Annotated in this window: 22 protein-coding genes; 12 read left to right on the plus strand and 10 right to left on the minus strand. The window is 62.5% G+C overall.

Annotated features, from left to right (window positions below; all coding sequences use genetic code 11):
- Positions 1–114: 114 nt before the first annotated feature.
- Together QRN45_RS09930 and QRN45_RS09935 are read right to left on the minus strand one after the other, a co-directional pair.
- Positions 115–1320: a M20 family metallopeptidase gene (locus tag QRN45_RS09930; RefSeq protein WP_284763202.1), complete on the minus strand. Its 1206-nt coding sequence runs from the start codon at positions 1318–1320 to the stop codon at positions 115–117.
- Positions 1317–2738 (minus strand): MFS transporter, encoded by a 1422-nt coding sequence (locus QRN45_RS09935; protein ID WP_284763203.1) that lies wholly within the window; start codon positions 2736–2738, stop codon positions 1317–1319. The genes QRN45_RS09930 and QRN45_RS09935 overlap by 4 nt, the downstream gene beginning before the upstream one ends.
- Before the next feature lie 131 nt (positions 2739–2869).
- Here QRN45_RS09935 and QRN45_RS09940 point away from each other — a divergent pair, with 131 nt between their 5' ends.
- Positions 2870–3871: an Lrp/AsnC family transcriptional regulator gene (locus QRN45_RS09940; RefSeq protein ID WP_284763204.1), complete on the plus strand. Its 1002-nt coding sequence runs from the start codon at positions 2870–2872 to the stop codon at positions 3869–3871.
- Positions 3872–4194: 323 nt separating this feature from the next.
- Positions 4195–6948, plus strand: coding sequence for an aminotransferase class I/II-fold pyridoxal phosphate-dependent enzyme (locus QRN45_RS09945; protein WP_284763233.1), 2754 nt, complete (start codon positions 4195–4197; stop codon positions 6946–6948).
- Positions 6949–6998: 50 nt separating this feature from the next.
- On the opposite strand, the gene QRN45_RS09950 is transcribed toward QRN45_RS09945, so the two are convergent.
- Positions 6999–7391, minus strand: coding sequence for a DUF1304 domain-containing protein (locus QRN45_RS09950; protein WP_241707203.1), 393 nt, complete (start codon positions 7389–7391; stop codon positions 6999–7001).
- Positions 7392–7453: 62 nt separating this feature from the next.
- Here QRN45_RS09950 and QRN45_RS09955 point away from each other — a divergent pair, with 62 nt between their 5' ends.
- Both QRN45_RS09955 and QRN45_RS09960 read left to right on the plus strand, forming a co-directional pair.
- The gene (locus tag QRN45_RS09955) at positions 7454–8272 is read left to right on the plus strand and encodes an alpha/beta fold hydrolase (RefSeq protein WP_241707202.1); all 819 of its coding nucleotides are present in this window, start codon (positions 7454–7456) and stop codon (positions 8270–8272) included.
- Positions 8273–8300: 28 nt separating this feature from the next.
- On the plus strand, positions 8301–9002 hold the full coding sequence (locus QRN45_RS09960; RefSeq protein ID WP_241707201.1) for a FadR/GntR family transcriptional regulator: 702 nt from the start codon (positions 8301–8303) through the stop codon (positions 9000–9002).
- Positions 9003–9089: 87 nt separating this feature from the next.
- Here the strand turns inward: QRN45_RS09960 and mmuM are convergent, their stop codons facing one another.
- Entirely contained in the window at positions 9090–10070 is a 981-nt protein-coding gene (gene mmuM, locus QRN45_RS09965; protein WP_264637183.1) for a homocysteine S-methyltransferase, read from the minus strand.
- A 150-nt stretch (positions 10071–10220) separates the two neighbouring features.
- Between mmuM and QRN45_RS09970 the strand changes: the two genes are divergently transcribed.
- The 3 genes from QRN45_RS09970 to QRN45_RS09980 are packed head-to-tail and all read left to right on the plus strand — an operon-like array spanning position 10221 to position 12218.
- On the plus strand, positions 10221–10670 hold the full coding sequence (locus tag QRN45_RS09970) for a YqfO family protein (protein WP_241707199.1): 450 nt from the start codon (positions 10221–10223) through the stop codon (positions 10668–10670).
- The gene (locus QRN45_RS09975; RefSeq protein WP_241707198.1) at positions 10667–11419 is read left to right on the plus strand and encodes a cyclase family protein; all 753 of its coding nucleotides are present in this window, start codon (positions 10667–10669) and stop codon (positions 11417–11419) included. The genes QRN45_RS09970 and QRN45_RS09975 overlap by 4 nt, the downstream gene beginning before the upstream one ends.
- 31 nt (positions 11420–11450) lie before the next feature.
- A complete protein-coding gene (locus QRN45_RS09980) occupies positions 11451–12218 on the plus strand; it encodes an IclR family transcriptional regulator (RefSeq protein ID WP_241707197.1) in 768 nt (255 codons plus the stop codon).
- 9 nt (positions 12219–12227) lie between these two features.
- Here QRN45_RS09980 and QRN45_RS09985 read toward each other — a convergent pair whose 3' ends face one another.
- The 3 genes from QRN45_RS09985 to QRN45_RS09995 form a co-directional block, all read right to left on the minus strand.
- The gene (locus QRN45_RS09985) at positions 12228–13007 is read right to left on the minus strand and encodes an IclR family transcriptional regulator (RefSeq protein ID WP_241707196.1); all 780 of its coding nucleotides are present in this window, start codon (positions 13005–13007) and stop codon (positions 12228–12230) included.
- Between the two features lie 37 nt (positions 13008–13044).
- The gene (gene alr / locus QRN45_RS09990; protein ID WP_241707195.1) at positions 13045–14187 is read right to left on the minus strand and encodes an alanine racemase; all 1143 of its coding nucleotides are present in this window, start codon (positions 14185–14187) and stop codon (positions 13045–13047) included.
- A gap of 72 nt (positions 14188–14259) precedes the next feature.
- A complete protein-coding gene (locus QRN45_RS09995; protein WP_241707363.1) occupies positions 14260–15699 on the minus strand; it encodes an amino acid permease in 1440 nt (479 codons plus the stop codon).
- 321 nt (positions 15700–16020) lie between these two features.
- On the opposite strand from QRN45_RS09995, the gene QRN45_RS10000 reads away from it, so the two are divergent.
- From QRN45_RS10000 to QRN45_RS10010, 3 genes are read left to right on the plus strand one after another with little or no spacing between them, the layout of a single operon-like run.
- The gene (locus tag QRN45_RS10000) at positions 16021–17073 is read left to right on the plus strand and encodes a homoserine dehydrogenase (protein ID WP_241707194.1); all 1053 of its coding nucleotides are present in this window, start codon (positions 16021–16023) and stop codon (positions 17071–17073) included.
- Positions 17066–18487, plus strand: coding sequence for an aldehyde dehydrogenase family protein (locus tag QRN45_RS10005; protein WP_284763205.1), 1422 nt, complete (start codon positions 17066–17068; stop codon positions 18485–18487). Before QRN45_RS10000 ends, QRN45_RS10005 begins: the two co-directional genes overlap by 8 nt.
- Positions 18484–19893, plus strand: coding sequence for an aspartate ammonia-lyase (locus QRN45_RS10010; RefSeq protein ID WP_284763206.1), 1410 nt, complete (start codon positions 18484–18486; stop codon positions 19891–19893). Before QRN45_RS10005 ends, QRN45_RS10010 begins: the two co-directional genes overlap by 4 nt.
- 11 nt (positions 19894–19904) lie before the next feature.
- Here QRN45_RS10010 and QRN45_RS10015 read toward each other — a convergent pair whose 3' ends face one another.
- The gene (locus QRN45_RS10015; protein WP_241707362.1) at positions 19905–20363 is read right to left on the minus strand and encodes an Lrp/AsnC family transcriptional regulator; all 459 of its coding nucleotides are present in this window, start codon (positions 20361–20363) and stop codon (positions 19905–19907) included.
- 74 nt (positions 20364–20437) lie between these two features.
- On the opposite strand from QRN45_RS10015, the gene QRN45_RS10020 reads away from it, so the two are divergent.
- A complete protein-coding gene (locus QRN45_RS10020; RefSeq protein ID WP_241707191.1) occupies positions 20438–21157 on the plus strand; it encodes an HAD hydrolase-like protein in 720 nt (239 codons plus the stop codon).
- A gap of 62 nt (positions 21158–21219) precedes the next feature.
- Entirely contained in the window at positions 21220–21429 is a 210-nt protein-coding gene (locus QRN45_RS10025) for a dodecin (protein WP_241707190.1), read from the plus strand.
- A gap of 92 nt (positions 21430–21521) precedes the next feature.
- Here QRN45_RS10025 and QRN45_RS10030 read toward each other — a convergent pair whose 3' ends face one another.
- Positions 21522–21794: a hypothetical protein gene (locus tag QRN45_RS10030; protein WP_078106927.1), complete on the minus strand. Its 273-nt coding sequence runs from the start codon at positions 21792–21794 to the stop codon at positions 21522–21524.
- The gene (locus QRN45_RS10035; protein ID WP_241707188.1) at positions 21791–21994 is read right to left on the minus strand and encodes a hypothetical protein; all 204 of its coding nucleotides are present in this window, start codon (positions 21992–21994) and stop codon (positions 21791–21793) included. Before QRN45_RS10035 ends, QRN45_RS10030 begins: the two co-directional genes overlap by 4 nt.
- Between the last annotated feature and the right edge of the window lie 65 nt (positions 21995–22059).

Below are 22059 nucleotides of genomic sequence, written 5' to 3' on the forward strand. Positions count from 1 at the left end.
GTCCCCCCGCTCGACGGCGGGAACCAGAGCATGCGAGGGTGTGAATTCGTGGGTGCGGCCCGGGGGCCTGCGTGCCGGTACGCAGCTGTGGAGCCGCACCCACGATCACGGCGTTTAGCGAAGCAGCCGTTCCCGCTGCCGCGGATCGCCCGCCGCTGCGCAGGCCGCCAGTGCCAGGCCGAAAGCGCCGTCCAGAACCGCACGATCCGCGGAGGCCGATGAGCCGTGGGCAGCAAACTCGGCGGTGTGGTGGGCGGCCCCGTGGACGTCGTAGCCGAGCAGCGGATGGATGCTTGGGACCAGTTGCGAGACGTTGCCCATGTCTGTTGAAGCCACTGGTTCTTCGTTGAACGCAACAGCCCTCCCCCGGGAGGACATCGCTTCCCGGTAGGCCTCGGAAAGGTACCGGTCCTGCCTAAGTTCTGCGTAGGCATTGCCCGTGGGCGTGACCTTGAGTGTGCTCCCGCTGGCAAGGGCGCCCGCTTCCAGACAGCGCCTCACGCGGTCCTCTATGGTTCGCAGGTTCTTGAGGCTCGGCGAGCGCATTTCGACGCTCGCCCGGGCCCGCTCCGGTATGACGTTGACGGCGCTCCCGCCTTCCGTCACTATCAGCGAAACAACCGAGCCGGGCGGAAGCTGTTGCCGCCCCAAGGCAATGGCCGTCTGTGCAATCACGAGTGCATCGAGAGCGTTGACCCCTTCGGACGGGGCGGCCGCGGCGTGGGCCGCGCGGCCTTCATAAAGCACGTCCCACATCCCCATGGCCAACGATGAGCCGCCGATGACGTCCTCGGCGCCGGCATGGGCCATCATCGCCAGGGATACGTCGTCGAAGAAGCCCTCGCCAATGAGATCGACCTTGCCGCCGCTCGTCTCTTCTGCCGGGGTGCCGAGGACCTTGACGGTGATCCCCAGCTCTTCAGCGACGGGAGCGAGCGCGAGTGCAGCGCCCACAGCAGACGCGGCGTTCACGTTGTGTCCGCAGGCGTGCCCGATGGTCGGCAACGCGTCGTACTCAACGCACAACGCGACCACCAGCTCTCCCGTCCCGAACCTCGCACTGAAGGAAGCGGGGAGCATCGGCTGCGGACCGTCAAAGCTGAAGCCCGCGCTCCTGAGCAGCCGGCTAACCCGCTTGGCTGCCCGGAACTCCTGCCCGCTGAGCTCCGGATCAGCGTGGATCGCGTGGCTCAGGCCTAGGATTTCCGATTCCCAGCGCTCAAGCGCGGCAGAGACGGAGCGCCCGACGGCGGTGGAGGAGGAGGCAGTGACGGGGATTGCGGTTTCCAGAGCCACGGCATTCGAGGCGGCGGCTTTCATACGGCGATTCCTGCGGTTGCGTGGCGCTTCGGGTAACGGGCTGCTAACGCAGCCGCGATCAGGGCCGCGATGGCGAGGGCAATCCAGATCGACAGGAGGCCGCCCTCGCTGATGTGGCCGGACTGGACCGAAGACGAGGAAATGAGCTTCACGACGGCGGCACCCACCGCGATGCCAACGGACAGCGCCAGCTCATTGAGTCCGGCCGCCGTCGAGGTTTCCTCGAGCGGAACGCCCTCAACGGACAGTGCGCGGGTCCCCGCCTGGTACATGCCAAGGCTGAGGTTGAACATGGCGAATCCGGTGCAGTAGCCGGCCAGGGAGCCGTGCGCAGCTGCCATGACCACGAAGCCGCCCGCCAGCAGGACGCCCGCAAATACCAGGGTGGCACGTTCGCCGAACAGTCTGAGGGCCTTTGAGGTCAGAAGCGAGGAGAGCAGCGAGAGCACCGATGCGGCGGCCAGGACGACGGCGATCATGAGAGGGCTCAGCGCGAAGCCGTAGCCGGTCTTGTCCGGGTTTGAATACAGGAAGATCCCATTGGTGCCGAAGTAGCTGATGGAGGCGAAACCGAAGAAGAAGGTGGCCAGCGAGACCGTCCGGATCCGCGGGATGGCAAGCATCCGCAGGTCCATGAAGCGCTTACCGTTCACGTTTCGAGAGTCCAGGACCGCCCAATAGGCCAACAAAGCGAGGCCGAGGATTCCGGAGCCGAGCGTCTTGGCATCCAACCAACCCCAGTCAGGGCCCATCGAAAGTGCCACTACGAAGCCGATCAGTCCGAGGGAACACGCCATGAGCGGCACCAGGGCGAGTCCCTCGCGGGTGGGGGTTCCGGCGTCGGGCAGGACGAAGGAGCAAAGCAGCCCCACGACCGCGAACGGCACCGCTACCCAGAATCCGAGGGTGGGATCGTCGACGCCGATGATCCCGCCGAACAGACCGCCTGCACCAACCATGATCATGAGCATGCCGATCATCACGCTGACTCCAGTGCGCGTCTGCGCCGGGCTGGTCACCCGCAAGATGCCCATCATGAGCGGGATGAAGCCTACAACGCACGTGAGCATAACGACGCCGATCGTCACCGTCCACAGCGACGGCCACAACGCCATCATGAGGACGCCTGCCGCGACGACCGCCGTCGACCAGCGGAGGACGAGCCGGTAGCCGTAGCTGTCGCCGAGCCGCGAAATGATCGGCGTGAGCACGGCAAAGCTCACGTTCGAGATCAGGAAAATACCGTTGATGGTGGGGTCGTCGATCGAAAACGCCGGCCCCAAGGCGGGGAGGATCGGGTTCAGGTAACCCTGGGTGACTCCGCTGAGCGATTCGATCAGGGCCATCGCCACGATCATTCCCGTGATGGTCCGGCGTGCGACTGCCGCCGTTGCTGGAGGTGCTGTCTTGCTTGCCATGTGCTTCCTTGAGTGGTGGGGGCTTTGGATGCGAGTGGGTGATGCGAGTCACAACGTTAGGTCTGCCGTCTACACTGGCTAGGAATTTGTTTGAAATCGTCTGAGAATCGTGAATTTTGAAGGAATCAGCCATGATCTCCGAAACTGATCTTGAAATCGTCAATGCCCTGCAGATCAATCCCCGCGCGGACTGGAGCCGTATCGGGGACGTCCTGGGGTTGTCCGGGCCTACCGTCGCGCGCCGCTGGAACGCCCTTGCTGAGCAGGGACTGGCGTGGATCACCCCGGCCCCGGGTCCGCGCTATCTGAGTGCGGGCTGGTCGGCGTTCATCAGTCTTTCTTCGCTGCCGAGCGAGAACGAAGCCCTCGTCCAGCGACTGTGCGTGGAGCCGGCATTCGGCACCGTGTCGCTGGTGTCCGGCTCGCACGACCTCTTCATCGACTGCTTCGCCTCAAGCCACGAAGAGCTCATGGATATCGTGACCGGCTCCTTCGCGGGCCTCCCCGGAGTGACGCACCGGGAGGTCGTTTTCGTCACCAAGCTGTACCGGCAGGCTTCCGATTGGCGCAGCGGCACCCTCGAACCTGTGCGGGCACGGCTCATGTCTGCAGAACCCCTGCCCGCGCCGGCCGCCTACGCGCCCGATCGGCTCGACGCGTCCCTCCTGGCGGAACTGGCCAAGGACGGACGCGCCAGTTGGGCGGAACTGGGGGCAGCCTGCAACGTCTCACCCCAGACGGCACGACGGCGGGTGGAGCGGTTCCTCGCGTCCGGCTACATGACGCTGAGGTGCGATACGTCCGTTTCCGCACAACAAGGATTAAGGGAAGTCAGTCTGATCCTGAACGTGCCCGCCCACCATGTTGACGCCGTCGGGCGCTATTTCGCGGCCCTGCCGAATTGCAGGCTCAGCGCCCAGGTTCTGGGCGCCCAGAATCTGCTCGTGACACTGTGGGTCCGCGACTATCTGGAGGTCCAGGGACACGAGCGCGAACTGGCGGAGCGCGCGTCGGGGAGCGCCGTGATCTCCCGGCAAGCCGTTGTCCGCAACTACAAACGCCTCGGGCACGTCTTGGACGAGTCCGGACGCAGCCGCAGTGTGGTCCCGTTGCCGCTGTGGCGTGAAGGATAGCTGCCCGCCCCGTTCCCAAACCCTCGCTCACGTATAGCGGGCATTTCCCAAACCCTCGCTCACCAGTGATGGGAAGTGCCGCTCCCATCTGGACACCCAGACGGCAACCCGGACAATTGCCGTGCGCCGGGACGGCTCGCGGCGTTTAGTAGAGAGTGCTATCAATCCATGACAAAGGAGTCATCGTGGCACGCGCCGATTTCGCGACAGTGCAGTCAGCCCCAATTCCGCCCGCTCCAGCCGCACTCCCCGGCGGCGCCTCGCTTGGCATCGCCTTGGCGGCAAGGCCAAACGCCGACGACGATTCAGGGTCCGGCGGCGAAGTGCCCAGCAGCGCGTGGCGGGTGCGTGCCGACGCCTGGGAATTCCTTGGGTATGCCGTCAAACAGCTGGCCGCCGCCACGTCGCGTTCCGGGGGCGCCGGCCGGACGCGCGAACTGCCGCGGGACGTCCGAAGGTTGTTGCCGCTGCTTGAGTCCCTCGAAATGTATTGGGCATCTCCGGGGCAGCAATATGTCATGGAATTGCGGCGAATCCTGGAGGCTGGAGAATACCTCGAGGCGCTGAACCTCATCGAACCGGTCGCGCGACGCGTCGCCGGCCACAACCACCACGCCCAGGAACCCGCACAGGACCCCGAACGCGAAACGGAACGGGTGGAAGAACCCTCCGAATCGCGCAAGCGGTTCGAGGTCCTCGTAATCGACGACGTCTCAAACGCCGATCGTGAAGCCCTTCAAACGGAACTGCATAGCCAGCGCCGCCCCGCAGACGCCTTCAATTACGAGCTCGCGTTCGTGCCGAGCTTCGAGGACGCCATCGTGGCTATCCTGCTCAACCCCGACATCCAGGCGTGCGTGCTGCGTCCGGGATTCGTCCCCAACAGCAGGCAGCGCTTCAGCCGGGACGTGCGCAGCTTCCTGGACCGGCTCATGGGGAAGTCGCTCCCCCAGCGTCCCTTGGACCGCATCTTGAGCTTGGCGGACAAGTTGGGCCAACTCCGCCCCGAACTTGATCTCTACCTCGTGGCGGGAGTCGGAATCGAAGAACTCGCCGGTTCCTTGACCCGCCAATTCCGTCGGATCTTCCGCCGCCAGGATGGGCTGGAGCTCCACTTGTCCTTGCTCGCCGGCATCGCTGAGCGATATGAGGCGCCGTTCTTCCACGCGGTCCAGCAGTACAGCCGTAAACCCGCGGGCGTTTTCCATGCCCTGCCGGTGTCCAGGGGCGGATCGGTCATCCATTCCAAGTGGATCAACGATCTTGGCGAGTTCTATGGCCTGAACCTGCTTCTCGCCGAAACCTCGACCACGTCCGGCGGGCTCGATTCGTTGTTGGATCCGCATGGTTCCCTCAAGCAGGCCCAGAAGCTGGCGGCCCGGGCATTCGGTGCCCAGAAGTCGCTCTTTGTCACCAACGGAACATCCACTGCCAACAAGATCGTGCACCAATCGATCCTGGCACCCGGCGATGTTGTGCTGGTGGACCGGAACTGCCACAAATCGCACCACTACGCCCTCATGCTGGCCGGCGCCAGGGTCTCCTATTTGGACGCCTACCCCTTGAATGATTTCTCCTTCTATGGCGCGGTTCCCTTGGAAAGCATCAAGCGGATGCTCCTGGATTACCGCCGGGCAGGGCGGCTCCACGAGGTCAAGATGATTGCCCTCACCAACTGCACGTTCGACGGCATTGTGTACGACGTCGAACGGGTGATGGAAGAGTGCCTCGCCATCAAGCCGGACCTGGTGTTCCTGTGGGACGAGGCCTGGTTCGCGTTCGCGGGCTTCCACCACATCTACCGCCGCCGTACGGCCATGGCTTCGGCCCGGGCGCTCGAGGCAAAGTTCGCGGATCCGGCCTACGCCCGGCGCCGCGCCGAGCAGTTGCGCGCGCTTGCGGCGGCGGGCGGGGCGGCCAACTCCGGTTACGACGGCGGCGGCGAGCCCGACGACGGCGGGCCGCGTTCCGGCGTCGGGCCCGTCAACGATGAGCTGCTCCTGGAGACGAGGCTGCTGGCCGATCCGGCAAGGGCCCGTGTGAGGGTCTACTCAACGCAGTCCACCCACAAGACCCTGACCTCGCTCCGGCAGGGATCCATGATCCACATCCATGACCAGGACTTCGGCCAGTTGAACGAGGAGAGCTTCCGGGAGGCGTACATGACGCACACCTCCACTTCGCCCAACTACCAGATCCTGGCTTCCTTGGACATGGGACGGAGGCAGGTCGAGTTCGAAGGCTACGAGCTCGTGCAGCGGCAGGCGGATCTCGCCGTTAGCATCGCCCAGGCCGTGGCGAGGCATCCCTTGCTGAAGAAGTACTTCCGCGTCCTCGGCACCAAGGACCTCATACCGGCGCAGTACCGCGAAACCAACCGGCAAATGCCGCTCCGCGACGGGCTGGCGGCCATGTCCGAAGCTTGGGATCGCGACGAATTCGTTGTTGATCCGAGCCGTTTGACCCTGCACATCGGCCTCACCGGCGTGGACGGCGATACCTTCAAGCATGACTACCTGATGGACAAATATGGGATCCAGGTCAACAAAACCTCAAGGAACAGCGTGCTTTTCATGACCAACATCGGCACCTCGCGGAGTGCCGTTGCTTACCTCGTCGAGGTCCTGGTCAAGCTGGCCGAAACCTTCGAAGACGAGCAATCCGGCCTGAGCGGCTTGGGGCAGCGGGCCCGCCGTGCGCGCGTCGCGGCTCTGACCAGCACGCCGCCGCCCTTGCCGGACTTCAGCCGCTTCGCGGAACGGTTCCGGGTAGATGCGCAGACGCCGGACGGCAACATGCGTGCGGCCTACTTCGAGAGCTACAAGGCCGGATCCTGCGAATACTTCAGCGCGGCCGAACTTGCGCGGAGGGTCGCCGCGGGAGAGGAAATGGTCTCAGCGTCCTTCGTCACTCCCTACCCGCCGGGCTTCCCTGTCTTGGTTCCCGGGCAGGTGATCACGGAGGAGATCCTGGCCTTCATGTCGGCGTTGGACACCCGGGAGATCCATGGATTCAATCCGGAACTTGGCTTCAGGGTGTTGACGGGTGAGCTAGCGTCACGCCAAAAGCCTGCATAAGTGAGCGAGCGACGGGATTGGAAGGCGCATACGTGAGCGAGCGTCCGGGTTCAGCCGAGCGCCACGGCCAGGATGCCGAGCACGACGGCGAGTAGCGGCGTCGTGCCCTGAAGAACCGCGGGGCGGAGATACTTTTTGCCGCTCAAGGCAAGCACGGTTGCCGCCAGCAGCATGGAGCCGCATGACGAGAAGACGAGGGTCCAGCCCACTTGCGGATGACCTAGTGCCACAAAGACGATCCCGGCGAGCGCCCCGACGGCAAGGAAGAGGTTGTAGAAACCCTGGTTGTACGCGAGGGGCTTGGTGGTTTCGGCGTCCGACTGGGAAGCGACGCTGAAGCGCTTCCACGTGGCCGGACGGGTCCACGTGATGGACTCCATGCTGAAGATGTAGACGTGCAACAAGCCGGCAATGAGGGCGAAAATCAGGGAGGCCACGATCATGTGCTGATCGTAGCCTCCCTGCATCGCTTCGAGCTGCCAGCGGGCCTCACTATGCTTGGCGCATGCTTCAAGAGCCTCCCGCCGTCGCGGCATTAAATGTGGACATGCGCCTTCCAGCGGCCGTCGCCAGCATGGATTTTCGGCCCGAGCCTCCCATTCTCTTGCTGCACGGTTGGGCCTCGACATCCGCCTATTGGGAGCCACTCGCCACCGAATTGCTCGACGCCGGGCGGACCGTATGGACCGTCGATTTGCCCGGGTATCACTGCGGGGATGTATTGCCTCAGGGGTTCAAGTGGACCTTGGAATCGGCAGCCGATGCCGTGGCTGCAGTTGCCGCCCGGAACTCATCGCCGGTCCACATTGTTGGCCACTCAATGGGCGGAAGCGTGGCGCTGACACTGGCCGCGCGGCACCCGGGGCTTGTGGCCAGCGTGGCCTTGATCGGCATGGTTCCGGCCCCGCCGAACGAAGGCTTCAAATCGATGCTCGAATCCCAGCTACGGCAAGGTTTCATCGACGACGCGACGCGCATCAAGTGCATGAAGGCCTGGTTTGGCGCGTTGCCCCCGGAGGAGCATCGCTTGCTGAGTCAAGGATTTGAACTGCCTTTCGAAGTCCTTGGCCCGAGCGGCCTAGCGGCGATGGCCGGCGTGGCCGCAGATGTCCCCGCAAAGGTGACTGCGCCGACGCTGGTGATTGCCGGCGTCGGGGACCGCTTGCGTTCGCTGGACCAAGCGGAAGCTTTCGTGGCGGCCAGTCCGCTACGGAGGCTCGTGGCAATCCCCGAGGCCGGACATAGCGTGCATTGGGAGCAACCGCGCGCTTGCGCCCTGGCGCTCCGCGCGTTTTGGAACGAAAGCCGGCAACCGCCAGCGTAAGATGTCGGACATCTAAGAACGGAGCACCATGGCACGCAAGTCGCTGGTCGGCATCGTCGCCGACGAGCTGCTGGACCGCATCGTCGCGGGCGAATTTCCGCCGGGCACGGTGGTTCCCGGCGAACTCGAGCTGAGCGCCAAGCACGAAGTCAGCCGGATGACCGTCCGCGAGGCCATGAAGACCCTCGAGGCCCAGCGAATCCTGAGCGTGGAGCGCGGCCGGGGAACGTTCGTCAACCCGCTCAACCGCTGGGCGTCCCTTGAAGCCGTGCTGCGTGCGGCTTCGGAAGGAAAGAACGACGCCGCAGCGGCCGTCCAGCTGATCGAGCTGCGCCGCATGCTTGAGACCGGCGCCTGCGAACTCGCAGCGTCACGGGTCTCCCCCGAAGAAATCGAGCAGCTGCAGGTTCTCGTGTCCGCGATGCAGGAGGCCCACGATTCCAACGACCTGAGCGCCTTCGTCGAGGCGGATCTCGGGTTCCACGATGCTATCCTTCACGCCTCGGGCAACGTCTTCGTGGCCGTACTCTTCGAACCCCTGCACCGCGTCCTGGAAACCCGGCGCACCCAGACCGCGCAAATCCCCGATATCCAAGGGCGCGCGATCGGACATCACCGGGCCATCCTGAAAGCCCTCGAAGCCGGAGACGCGCCCCGAGCCCGCGAGGCCATGAACGCACACATGCAGCAGACCCTCGACGACCTCAGGACCTACGTCCTGGAGGCTTAGGCCGGCGCTCCCTTCAGACGCCCGCTCACATATACGGGCCATCTCCCGAACGCCCGCTCACATATACGCGAAAACTGCGAGCGGGCATCACTGCAGAGTTCCTCGGTCCCGGTTTTGCGCGGACAGCTCGGCGACGGCGGCAATATCGCGCGGCGTCGTCCTGCAGCACCCGCCAATGAGCCGAGCACCGAGCGCTTGCCAGGCGGCGACATTTTCCGCAAGGCTCGAATGCCGCTTGCCGTCCGCGCCGTTCTCAGCCGCACCAGGCGCCCAAGTCTTGGTAACTGCGTCGTAGCTTTCTCCCGAATTCGGATACGCGATCAGCGGGATTGGGGTGACTTTGCTCAAGGCCTCGAGTGATGGGGAGACCAATTCCAACGGCACGCAATTCACCCCGATGGCAACTACGCGCGGCTGCGAGGAACAAAGCGTGGCCACCTCGGACAGTGGCGTGCCGTCGCTTATGTGCTCCCCGTCCCGGAGCGTGAACGAAAACCAGGACTCGACGTCGAATTCTTCCACGAGTGCCAACAGTGCCTCTGCCTCCGCGAAGGAAGGCAACGTCTCAATTGCGAGCAAGGCCGCTCCGGCCTCCACCAGCGCAGCGATCCGAGGCCTGTGAAACTCCATGAACTCGCCCCGGCCGAGGATGTAGTCACCGCGGTATTCCGATCCGTCGGCGAGGTAGGCGCCATAAGGGCCCACGGAGCCGGCAATCAGCAGGGGAACCGCATCCGAGTTTTCGTCCAGGTGCTCACGCCGCGCTTCGTCGGCCAACCGCACGCTCAAGGCCACCAAACCCAAGGCTTCTGCCTCACCAATCCCCCGCTGGACAAATCCTTGGGGCGTGGCCTGATAGCTCGCAGTGATGGCGATCGTGGCCCCCGCGTCGAAGTAGTCGCGGTGAATCTGTTTGATCAAGTGCGGCTCTTCCAGAAGGACTCTTGCCGACCACAGAGGGTCTTGCAAATCGCAGCCGCGCGCCTCAAGTTCAGTGGCGAGTGCACCATCCAGCGTCAGGTGTGAACCGGCGTCGAGCATGCGAGACAGCGTAGTACTAGCGGACATGTTTCAGGTCTCCAAAGCAGTTCGGTCTCACTCTTGCTTGTGAAGAGTGTGTGATCGTAATACGCATTTACTAATGCTTGTAATGATCATCACTCTATGTCACCATGGCAGTCAAGCAATCTGCGAGATCCGCAAGGAAGAGGCATTCCCGTGAACATTGAGATGAAATCAGTACGTAAGTTGCGCGTACATTGGCCCGTTACGTCCGAGACCTTCTCGCGGCTCGCTGCGGGCGAAGCCGAGGCGTTTAGGGATGACCAGGGCATCGCGGCGCTGCTCCGGGCTTTGACCGAATCCGGGGACCTGGGGGACTTCGGGAAGTACCGGCACGTCTTTGAGTCCGGCTTGGGTTTCGAAGGGTTTACCGTGACCGAGCACGCCAATCCCACGCTGGGCAAGGTGGGCCAGCAGACAATTTCGCCGACCTTCGTTTTCACGACGTATTTCGACGCAGCGCTGGACGACGCCGCGGTGGACCGGTTCACCCGTCGCATTATGGAAATCCACCCTTGGGAAGTTCCGGTCATCGAATTGTCCGGGCCCATCAGTGTCTCCAGCACCGCGCTTGCGGCAGCCTTCGGGACCGCGGCCGCGTCATGATCGAATCCACCTCCGCTGGTCTTTGGGACGGCCTGGGGCCCTTGCTTGCCGGACGATCATTTACCGACCTGACGCACGCGTTCCATCCAGGCCAACCGCACTTTCCTGCCTTCCCCGACGAGACACGGGAAGCCTTGTTCGACCTGGAAAAAGGCGACGGTTTCACAGCCCACCGCTACTCGATCGTCGGGCAATGGGGGACGCACGTTGATCCGCCCTCGCACTTCATCCGCGGCGGTCGGACCTTGGACCAAGTTCCCGTAGAGGACATGCTCCTTCCACTGGTCATCCTGGACATCGCCGAACGGGTCAAGGTCAACGCCGATGCCACCCCCACGCTGGAGGACATCCAAGCGTGGGAAAACCGAAACGGCGACATCCCCAAGGGCTGCTTTGTAGCATTGCGGACAGGTTGGAGCCAGCACTGGCCCGACGTGGCGGCCATGACGAACAAAGACAGCGACGGCGTCAGCCACACCCCGGGTTGGTCGCAGGAGGTGCTCACTTTTCTGATTGAACGGCGATCGGTTGCTGCCGTTGGTCACGAACAGACGGATACGGATCCGGGACTAGCTACCTCCCGCCACGATTTCAGCTTGGAGACCTACGTTCTCGCGCAGGACCGGTGGCAGATCGAGCTCCTGGCGAACTTGGACGGACTTCCCGAAAAGGGCGCCGCCCTCATTGCCACCTGGCCGAAACCTCTGGGGGGTAGCGGTTTTCCTGCAAGGGTCTTTGCCATCCATTAAGACGGACGCGCCCGCCGCTAGAATCGGATCCATGTCCAAGACATCCAGCATGGGCCGGGGAATCATGGCCCTCCTTGCAGTCGGCTCCCGCACCAAAGAAGGCCTTCCGGGCGGAACAGTCGCCGACGTGGCAGCCGATCTAGGCAAAGACCGCAGCCAGGTTTCGCGTAGCCTTCGGGGTGCGCAGCAAGAAGGCTTTCTGGAACGCACGGAACAGCGGTCGTACACCCTGGACTGGTCGCTCTTTACCGACGCCCAGCTATTGACCGAACGGCGGCTGCAGACCGACGGCGCCACGGCGCTAGAAGGCCTGGCGGCCGAGACGGACGAAGGCTGCTTCCTTGGAGTGCTCAACGGGGACAGTACGGTCACCGTCGGCGAGCGGGTCCCGGACGGTAGCGATCTGGTGGGTTCGTGGCTGGGCCGGCCGTACCCCGCTTACTGCAGTGATGCTGGCCAGGCACTGCTATGGCAGGCGTCAGATTCCGAGGTTCGGACCATCTTGGCGGATGTGGCATTCGTTGGCCATGGACCCAACACGCCTGTTGACATCGAGGACTTCCTGACCCGCCTGCATGCGGCTAGGCGGCGCGGGTATTCCATCGTTGATGAGGAGGCCGAGCCGGGCTTGTATTCCTTGGCCGTTCCGGTCCGGGACTTCAAAGGCGAAGTGGTTGCCGCGCTGCAGGTCGTGGGTCCCAAGGCACGCTTGGAGCCAAGAAGGGAGGCCAGCGCAGCAGCCCTGGTGTCCTGGGGAAGGTGGCTTGAGTCAGCCCTGGGTCACTCCTCGTCGCAGTAGCAAGGCTGGCTAGGACCGGTCCGCTGAACTGAGGTGACTGGTCCCGAGCCGATTTGCGGCCTCCATCAGAACTTTGGCGATTTTCCCTGCCCTGGGCTCGATCTCTGGCCGGCCGTCCAGGACACTAAGCGACGCGAGTATAGTTCCCTCGGGGTTGCGGACGGGAACGGCCAACTCGTAGACGCCGTGCTCGAACTCTTCCGCCGCCAGAATGAAGCCGCGGGCTCTGTCTCGGTCCATCAATTCGCAAACTTCCCCAGGCGAGTGGGCCGCGCCGGGGCCGCCGACTCCGATGAAGTTCACGTCCTTGAGCAGTTCTTGGAGGGCGGCCTGGTTGTGGTCCCACAAGAGTGCTCGGCCGGATCCGGTGCACCACGTAGGCGTCACCATCCCAGGTTTCACAAAGCTTCCGGGGAGAGCGTCATTGCTGGACGCGCGCAGGAGGGTTACCCGGAAGCCGCTCCGGACAGAAACCCTTGATCGGAGGCCGAACGAGGCGACCAAAGCCTCCAACTCGGTTCTTGATTCGCGAATCCACCCAGTATTGAGCGAAGCCGCGAGGGAGAAGAACCGTTGGCCCGTCCTGAACGGACCCCGTTCGACCCGTTCCAGAAGTCCCAGATCACATAATTCCTGAGTCAGGCGCGATACGCGACTTTGTTCCATGTCCAGCTCGGATGCGAGCTGGGAAACGCCGAGAAGCCGCCTGCCCCACTTCTCCCGATCCGCGACCAGCCGCACAATCCGGAGTCCTTGTGCCATGGACGACGCTTCCGAAGAAGTATCCATTCTCAATTCTCCTTCCGCCCGACAACCACGCCTATTCTCACACGCCCTTGTGGTTGGCCAAGATCCGGTTCCCACGGGCCCACACCGTGTAAAGGTCCGCGAGGATCGCCGAGTTCGCCGTTTCCATCTCCGTAATGGTGATTTCTTCGCTCCCCTGCTTTCCAAACAGCACCACTTCGTCTCCGGGAGAGACGTCCGCAATGTCGGTCACGTCCACAACCATGGAGTTCATTGAGACAAGGTCGACGACGGCGGCCCTGCGGCCCCGGACGAGGACGCCGCCTTCGCGGGCCAGGACGCGCCGGTAACCGTCGCCATAGCCTGCGGTCACCGATGCCAGCCTGGAATACCGTTGCAGGGTGTGAGTGAGCCCGTAGCCCACTTTGCTGCCGGCGGCATAGCTGTTGACGGAGGCCACCCTGGCCTTGAAGGCAAGGCACCGTTGAAACTGGCCTGCTGCCGGATCGGAATCACCGTAGAGCACAGCCCCCGCCCGGACCATGTCCAGCCAGGAGCCGGGTACGTGCAGCACCGCATAGGAGTTGGCGCAGTGAATCAGGACATCTTCCCGGGGCGTACCGGTGATCCGGAGCAGTGTCATCGCTTGGCTTTGAAAGCGACGGAGGGCTTGCTCGATATGCCGGTTGTCATCTTTGGGGAAGTGGGTCATGATTCCGGCCAGCCGGAGCCTCGGGTGGCTGAGGATTCCGGCCGCGCACGCCCGGCCGGAATCGGAAGAGACATCGAGGCTGTGCCTGCTGATTCCCGAAGAATTGATGTCGAGGTGGATCTTTATCGTTTTCCCCGCCTCGGCGGCGATATTCTGCATCTCCCAGGCGCTCTGCGGGTCGCAGACAAGTTCTTCGATGTCATGGTCCAAGCCGGCGGCAACCTCTTGGGGTGCGGCCGCACGGACGCGAAGGATCCTGCCGTCGAAACCGCAGCGACGCGCGACTGTCGCCTCCTCGTTGCTTCCGATTCCGAGGAACGGAACGCCAAGGCGAACAAGGGAGGGAACTAGGAGATCAGCGCCGTGGCCATAGGCATCAGACTTCACCACGGCGCAGAGAAGCGCCCGCTGGTCAATCATCCCCAGGACATTGCGGACATTCGACTCGAAGGCGTGGGCATCAATCTCCAACCAGTTGCCCACTTGTTGAATCAGGTGTTGTGAATTCATGAATTTTCCGTTGGACGGCTTCGCGGCCGGGATACGAAGGTCCCCGGCCGCGAAGCTGAATGGAAGATGCTGCTATGCCAACCCGGCTGCGCGTGCCTTGCGTCCGTACTTGAAATGGAAGAAGGCGTAACAGGCTCCCACAAAGGGGACTCCAAAGTAGAGCGCAGCGATCTGGTTAGGGTCGAACGCAATGCCGATCAACGAAATGAAGCAGAGCGAAAACGCCAAAATCGGAATCAGGGGGAACAGCGGGGCTTTGTAGGGCAGGCTGGCGACGTTGCCGCCGTTCTTGACGAAAGCCCTTCGGTGGAAGAAATGTGATGCGGCGATGGACATCCACACGCCGACGACGGCGAACCCTGCTACCGACACGAGGGCCAAGTACACCGTCTCGGGCGCGGCCACGCTGCTGATGAGTGAGGCTAGTCCACCCACCATGCTCACGGAGAGCGCAACCATGGGGATCCCCCGCCGGGTCAGCTTTCGCAAAGCCTTGGGCGCATGTCCCTCGTCGGCGAGCGAGTACAACATGCGCGCACAGGAGAAGAGCCCGCTGTTGCCGGCGGAAAGAAGGGCGGTGATGATGACAAAGTTCATCGCGTCGGCGGCAAAGGGGATACCGATTGAGGAAAAGACCGTCACGAACGGGCTCTGGTCCAGGCCGACTTGGTCGAACGGGATGGTGGCGGCGATGACCGCGATGGCTCCGACGAAGAAGATCAGCAGGCGGACAACAGTGCTGCGCATGGCTTTGGGAATGGTCTTGGCTGGGTCCGCCGTTTCGCCTGCGGCAACGCCGATGAGTTCTGAACCGGAGAAGGCGTAGAACACTGCAAGCGCCGTGACAAGAACACCGGTAAATCCGTTGGGGAAGAGGCCGCCTGTGGTGTTGAAGTTCTCAAGGAGGAAGGGATGATTGCCGGTCTCGCTCAGCGGGTGGAAACCAAACAGCGCAGCGCCGCCGAGCACGATGAGGACGATGATGGCGCCGACTTTGATGATGGCGAACCAGAATTCCGATTCTCCGAAGAATCGCGAAGAGACGGCGTTGAGACCGAAAAGCACGGCCGCAAAGATCACGCACCAAACCCACACGTCGATGCTTGGAAACCAACGCTGCATGAGGAGGCCTGCCGCCGTAAATTCAGACCCGATGGCCACTGCCCAGCAAAGCCAATAGAGCCAGGCCGTGGTGAAGCCCGTGGCTGGCCCGATCGAGCGCGATGCGTAGATGTGGAAAGCTCCCGAGACGGGGTATGCAATGGCAAGTTCGCCAAGGCACGCCATCACCAAATAGACCACGAAGGAGCCAATCAAGTAGGCGATGACCGCGCCGAGCGGCCCGGCTTGGGAGATCGTGTAACCGGAACTCAAGAAGAGCCCTGAGCCGATCACGCCACCCATGGCGATCATCACCAGATGCCGGGGTCCCATGGACCGGCGAAGCCCGGATTCGGACGACGGCGGGGCTGGGCGCTGCTGTTCTAGCGTGACGGGTGATGAGGATTCCATGGTGTCTCCCGGGTCAGTGGTCATTGGTCATTGGTCAGATCAAAATGCGAAGGTGCGCGTGACCTCAAGGGGGGATCGAAAGGTCATCCGGATGGCCGGAGCCGCGCAAGGCGATGGTGATGAAGATAACACAGCTGGGCTCATTTGGTCATTAAAAACATTTGACCATGCATATATTGCACGCATGTTACTGCATGTGTGCATGTCGAAACGGCATGTGGATGGTCACTTCGCCCTATTCTTCGGCCGGAATCACATGCCCCGACTGACATGGAAAGCAGTGAACATTGGAACACCGATGTAACTGACTGAAGGAGCACCATGACCAGCTATGACATTGCCCTGATCGGCTTTGGCGGCGTCAACAGGACCCTGGCCGAACTGATAGCAACACGCGGCGAGGCACTTCGATCCGAACTGGGCTTCGGCCTTCGGGTCGTTGCCATCACCGACCTCCGGCTCGGATCCCTGGTCCGGCCCGAAGGCATTGACCTCTCCATGGCCCTGGCCCTCGGCGGCGGGAGCGAGACCTTCGCCGAACACGGAGGATCTGCGGACACCAACAATGAGTCGGTCATCCGCACCTGCACCGCCGACATCATCTGCGAAGCCACCTTCACGAACCCCGACGACGGCGAGCCGGCAGTCTCGCACGTGCGCTGGGCACTCGAATCCGGTAAGAGCGTCTGCACCACGAACAAGGGCCCCGTTGCCCTTCGCGGTGCCCTGCTCACTTCCTTGGCCGAACAGAACGGCGCTCACTTCGAGTTCGAAGGAGCCGTCATGAGCGGCACACCCGTCATCCGCTTGGCCAAGAAGATGTTCGCGGGCCTCAAGCTAAACGGTTTCGAAGGCATCCTCAACGGCACGAGCAACTATGTCCTCGGGCGGATGGAAGCCGGCCTTGATTTCGAAACGGCCGTCAGCGAGGCGCAGGAACTTGGCTACGCGGAGGCAAACCCTGCCGCGGACATCGAGGGCTACGATGTCCAGCTCAAGGTCCTCATCCTCGCTAACGAATTGCTCGACGCGGGCATCGAACTCAAGGACGTCCAGCGGCAAGGGATCTCGACCGTCACGGCCGAAGATGTCCGGAAGGCGTCCCAGGACGGACGCCGCTGGAAGCTCGTCGGTTCGGCCCGGCGGAATCCTGACGGGACCATCACCGCAGGCGTAGCCCCCATCGCACTCCCCCTCGACCATGGACTCGCCGGGGTTTCAGGCGCGACGAACGCGGTGTCTTTCGACACTGACCTCCTCGGTCCGGTCACCGTCTCCGGACCCGGAGCCGGTCGCGTCGAGACCGCCTATGCCTTGCTATCGGACATCATCGCGATGCACGCAGCCAAGGCAGGGGCACCCGCACATGTCTAGCACCACGCTTTGCGCCCAGGAAACCAAAATGCCGCAGTTCCGTGAAGTAACGAGTCCCTACGACGGCAAGGTTGTCGGTGCAGTTCCGCTGAGCGATGCCACCGCCGGCGAAGAAGTGCTCAACGTGGCCCGGACCGGCGCACGGAAGGCACAAGCCCTCTCCCGCAACGCACGCGGAAAAATCCTCGATGCCGCGGCTACGGACATCGAGCACAGAAACGATGAGTTCGCACAGACCATAGTTGCCGAGTCCGGAAAAACCATTCGCCAGGCACGAAAGGAAGTGCTGCGAGCTGTCAACACACTAAGGCTTTCCGCCGTCGAAGCACGCAGGAACGCCGGCGAAGTCATCCCCTTTGACTCCTATGAGGGTTCGGAGGACCGGACGGGGTGGTACTCGCGGGAACCGCTTGGCATCATCGCAGCGATCACGCCCTTCAATGACCCCCTCAACCTGGTGGCGCACAAGATCGGTCCGGCCATCGCTGGGGGAAACGCCGTCGTCCTCAAGCCCTCGGCCCTGACTCCCCTGTCGGCGCAGCTGCTCGCGGACGCCCTGGTGGACGCCGGGCTCCCCCAAGAGGTCCTGACCGTGATTCACGGTGACCGGGAGGTGGCCGAAACCATCATCCGGTCCAGGGATGTGAGAATGGTGTCCTTCACTGGCGGGTTCTCCACTGGAGAAAGCATTGCCCGCGCCGCCGGCCTGAAGAAGCTATCCATGGACCTCGGCGGAAACGCGCCAGTCATCATCCTGAGCGACGCCGACATCGACGACGCCGTGGAATCCTGTGTCTCCGGAGCGTTCTGGGCCGCTGGCCAGAACTGCGTAGGGGTACAGCGGATCCTCATAGCCACATCGTTGTATGCTGACTTCCGCCAGCGCTTCCTGGACGCGACGGCCCGCCTGGTTGCCGGAGATCCGTCGGATGAGCGGACGGACGTCGGCCCGATGATCAGTCGGGCCGCGCTGGACCAACTCCAAGCCAAGCTGGATGAGGCGATCCAGGAGGGCGCAACTCTTCTCGCTGGCAACGTGGCGGAGGGCAATGTGCTTCGGCCGACTGTCCTGGAGGCCGTCCCGGCGGACAGCAGGCTCTGGAAAGAAGAAGTGTTCGGGCCTGTAGTCATGCTGCACGCCTTCAACACCTTCGAAGACGCCATCGACGTCGCAAACGCCATCGACTTCAGCCTGCATGCCGGCATTTTCACGGATTCCCTGGGCAACGCGATGGAAGCGGCCAGGCGGCTCGATGCAGGCGGGGTGATGATCAATGATTCTTCGGACTACCGCTTTGACGGCATGCCGTTTGGAGGGTCCAAGTACGGAAGCATGGGCAGGGAAGGGGTCCATTTCGCCTATGAAGAGATGACCCAGCCGAAAGTTGTCTGCATCAGAAACGCGAAGCCATGAAAACCCGCAACGAAGCTGATTCGCTGGGAAAAATTCTTGTACCAGAGAGCGCATACTGGGGGGCGCATACCGCCCGCGCGCTGGGAAACTTCACCATTAGCGGCATCCCCATCTCCTCCCACCCTCACTTGGTTCGCGCTCTGGCAATGATCAAGAACGCCGCAGCGCAGGCCAACTGCGAACTCGGCGTGCTCTCGCCCCGGCAAGCAGCAGCAATCCGTGAATCCTGCCAGGAAATCCAGGACGGGCTGCACCACGAACAGTTCTGCGTCGACGTCATTCAAGGCGGCGCGGGAACGAGCACCAACATGAACGCCAACGAAGTGATCGCGAACCTTGCCCTGGAAAGACTGGGCCACCGCCGCGGCGAATACCAGCACTTGCACCCCATTGACCATGTCAATCGATGCCAATCGACCAATGACACCTATCCAACAGCAATTAAACTGGCCCTCATTTTCGCGGCTGCGGAGCTCAATCAGGAACTCGGCCACCTCGCTGAAACCGCCAGAAGCAAGGGTGCCGAGTTCGGCGCGGTCGTGAAGATGGGCAGGACCCAGCTTCAGGACGCTGTCCCGATGACCCTTGGCCAGGAGTTCAACGCCTTCGCCGCCACCTTGGAGGAAGATCGCTCAAGGCTCCTTGAGTCCACCGAGCTGATGCGTGAGTGCAGTCTGGGCGCCACCGCCATCGGCACCGGCATCACGGCCGAACCCGGCTATCAGCGATTGGCGCTGCGGGCACTCTCTGAGATCTCCGGCGTCGCACTCCTTCCTGCCGCCGATCTGGTCGAGGCGACGTCCGACGTCGGGGTTTTCATGCACATGTCGGGCATGCTGAAAAGGACGGCAATCAAATTGTCCAAAATCAGCAGCGACCTTCGCTTGCTGTCCAGCGGCCCGCAAAACGGCTTTGGTGAAATCACTTTGCCTCCCCGCCAAGCCGGGTCGTCCATCATGCCGGGGAAGGTCAATCCTGTTATTCCGGAGACGGTGAATCAGATCGCGTTCGCCGTTGCGGGAGCCGACACAACGGTCACCATGGCGGCAGACAACGGCCAGCTCCAGCTCAATGCCTTCGAGCCGGTTATCGCGCATGTCCTCCTTCAAGGCGTTTCGTGGCTCAAACAAGGAGCACACATTCTCCGGACGCACTGCCTGGACGGCATCGAAGCGAACGTGGAGCGTATCGCGGGCCAGACAGCAGCGTCCGCCGGCCTTGCAACAGCACTGGTACCGGCCATCGGCTACGTAGCGGCAGCTGAAGTAGCCAAGGAAGCCCTCCGGGACCGATCAACCATTCTCGACGTGGTCACGGAAAGAAAACTCCTGGACCGGGCCGTTGCTCGATCGATCCTTGAATCCGCTGCGTTTCCAGCCAAGGGCACCCACATGAAAGCGGTTTGACCACTAAGTGGTCACGCGGTCGGATCCACATCACGTCGGATGAGACTGGAAAGCGTCATGGCCGTCACCGTATCCGTGACACCTGGAAGGGCGGCAATTTGCTCCCAAATCTCCTGGACTCTCTCCAAGGACCGGGCTTCAAGCCTTACCAGAAGATCAAAGTCACCACTGACGACGTCGCACAAGACCACTTCCGGAATCGAGCGCAAAACGGTGACGACGTCTGAACCACGCACTCGGTCTTTCCTGTAAACCATGAGGAAAGCCGAGACAGGACTTTGCCCCGATGTGCCCGCAACCACGGTATATCCCTGGATATATCCTTGCCGTTCCATCCGGTCGACCCGCTGCCGCACGGCATTCCTTGAAAGCAGGACTTTGGTCGCCAGTTCGGCATGACTAATGCGTGCATTCTTGGTGAGCTCCGCGAGGATCCTCTGGTCTATCTGATCAAGACTCACTCGGCCGATGTCCACCCTTCAAAAAGTAAATTCTCGTGCACAACCCAAGCAGAACCAGATCCACGACCGAAAGCTCCAAAAAGATGATACTTCCGCATCACACACGCCCGCCGTTCGGCGGCATCACCTGCGTCCTGTTCGACATGGACGGAACGCTCATCGACTCAGCCTTAGGTGTTACTTCGAGTGCCGCCCAGGCCTTGGAATCCGTAGGAGCGACTCTCCCGTCACCGGATGAACTGCTCAGGTTCGTCGGCCCACCGATGGTGGACTCATTCAGAACAGTCTCCGGGCTGGATGAAGCGACTGCCCAGAGAGCCCTCCAACATTACCGCAAGGCATACGCGGATCACGGCGCGGAGCAATCCAGTCTGTACGAAGGGGTCATCGAGTTGCTGGAGCAACTGCAGCTGGCCGGAATCCCCATGGCTGTTGCTACCTCCAAAGTGGAAGATCAAGCACTGCGACTCGCGCGACGCTTTGGAATCGAGAGCAACTTCATCAACATTTGCGGGGCATCGGACGTCGAAAGAAGATCGACCAAGCCAGAAGTCATCGGTGAAGCGCTGCTCCGCCTTGCCTCCGAGGGCGTTGACATCTCCACTCCGGTAATGGTCGGCGATAGAAGCTACGATGTCGCGGGCGCAGCCGAACACGGAATTTCCACGTTATTCGCGCTCTGGGGATACGGGGGAAAAGAGGAAGCGTTGCACGCTGCCGCCGTTGTCACCTCACCCGCAGCCTTGCTACCGATGATCCTGGCAGCAGCGCCACCCCTAGTCCCCCGGCCCCGCGTCCGCTAGTCTGCTTTCACGGCCTGCCAGGCCCGCAGTTCAGGCATCAAGGACGATCATGAGGAGCAAGAATGGCTGACCACACATATAGCGTTTCCGAAATTGTCGGAACTTCGTCCGAGGGCGTCGACGCCGCCATCAGGAACGGAATCGCGGCTGCGAGCCAGACCCTCCGGAACCTCGACTGGTTCGAGGTCAAGGAAATCCGGGGCCACCTCAACGAGGGCGCCGTCGCCGACTGGCAGGTAACCATCAAGCTCGGCTTCCGCCTCGAACGCTAGAAACCTCGAGCGTTAGCCCGCTAACCCCAAAACGACAATGGCCGTCAGCCTTTCTGTGGAAAGGCTGACGGCCATCGGTTGCGAGGCTGGACTCACCCGCGGGTCCAGACTTGGACGGGGTCACCGCCACAGAGGAGTCGCCGGCCACGGCCGGCAAAATCGATCCATAGGAATTCGTGGTCGGAAGAAACTTCGTCCACAAGGCCGGCGTCGAAACCCCATTTGTCCTCGTGGATCCAGACGGTTTCGCCGCGGCTGAGCTCCGACCATTTCGACGGCGGCAGGCGCAGTGCCGCTCCAACGGGCCGTTGCGCCGACGTCGTGAAGTGGCTTGGGCCCCAAGCGCCCAAGGTTTCGGGGCTCATCGGGACTCGACGACCAGGTACTGGCGGTGCCACACCGTTGCCGCACCGTTGTGGGCCGGGAAGACGTGGCCTTCGAAGAACGTGTGCACCACGTGGGGTTCACCTTCGGGGCTCCACTGGCCGGATGCCGGGCAATGCGAGCCCGTGGATCCCGCGGACCCGGTGGTTGCCCGCTCCCTCAGCAGCGCGATGCGTTTCATCGTTGAATTCCATCCTTGATATGCGAAAAGGTCTGGATTCAGCGTAAACGCGATTCAAAAGCCGC

Origin of the sequence: Arthrobacter sp. efr-133-R2A-63, from assembly GCF_030209795.1 — a bacterium.
GTDB lineage: Bacteria > Actinomycetota > Actinomycetes > Actinomycetales > Micrococcaceae > Arthrobacter > Arthrobacter bambusae_A.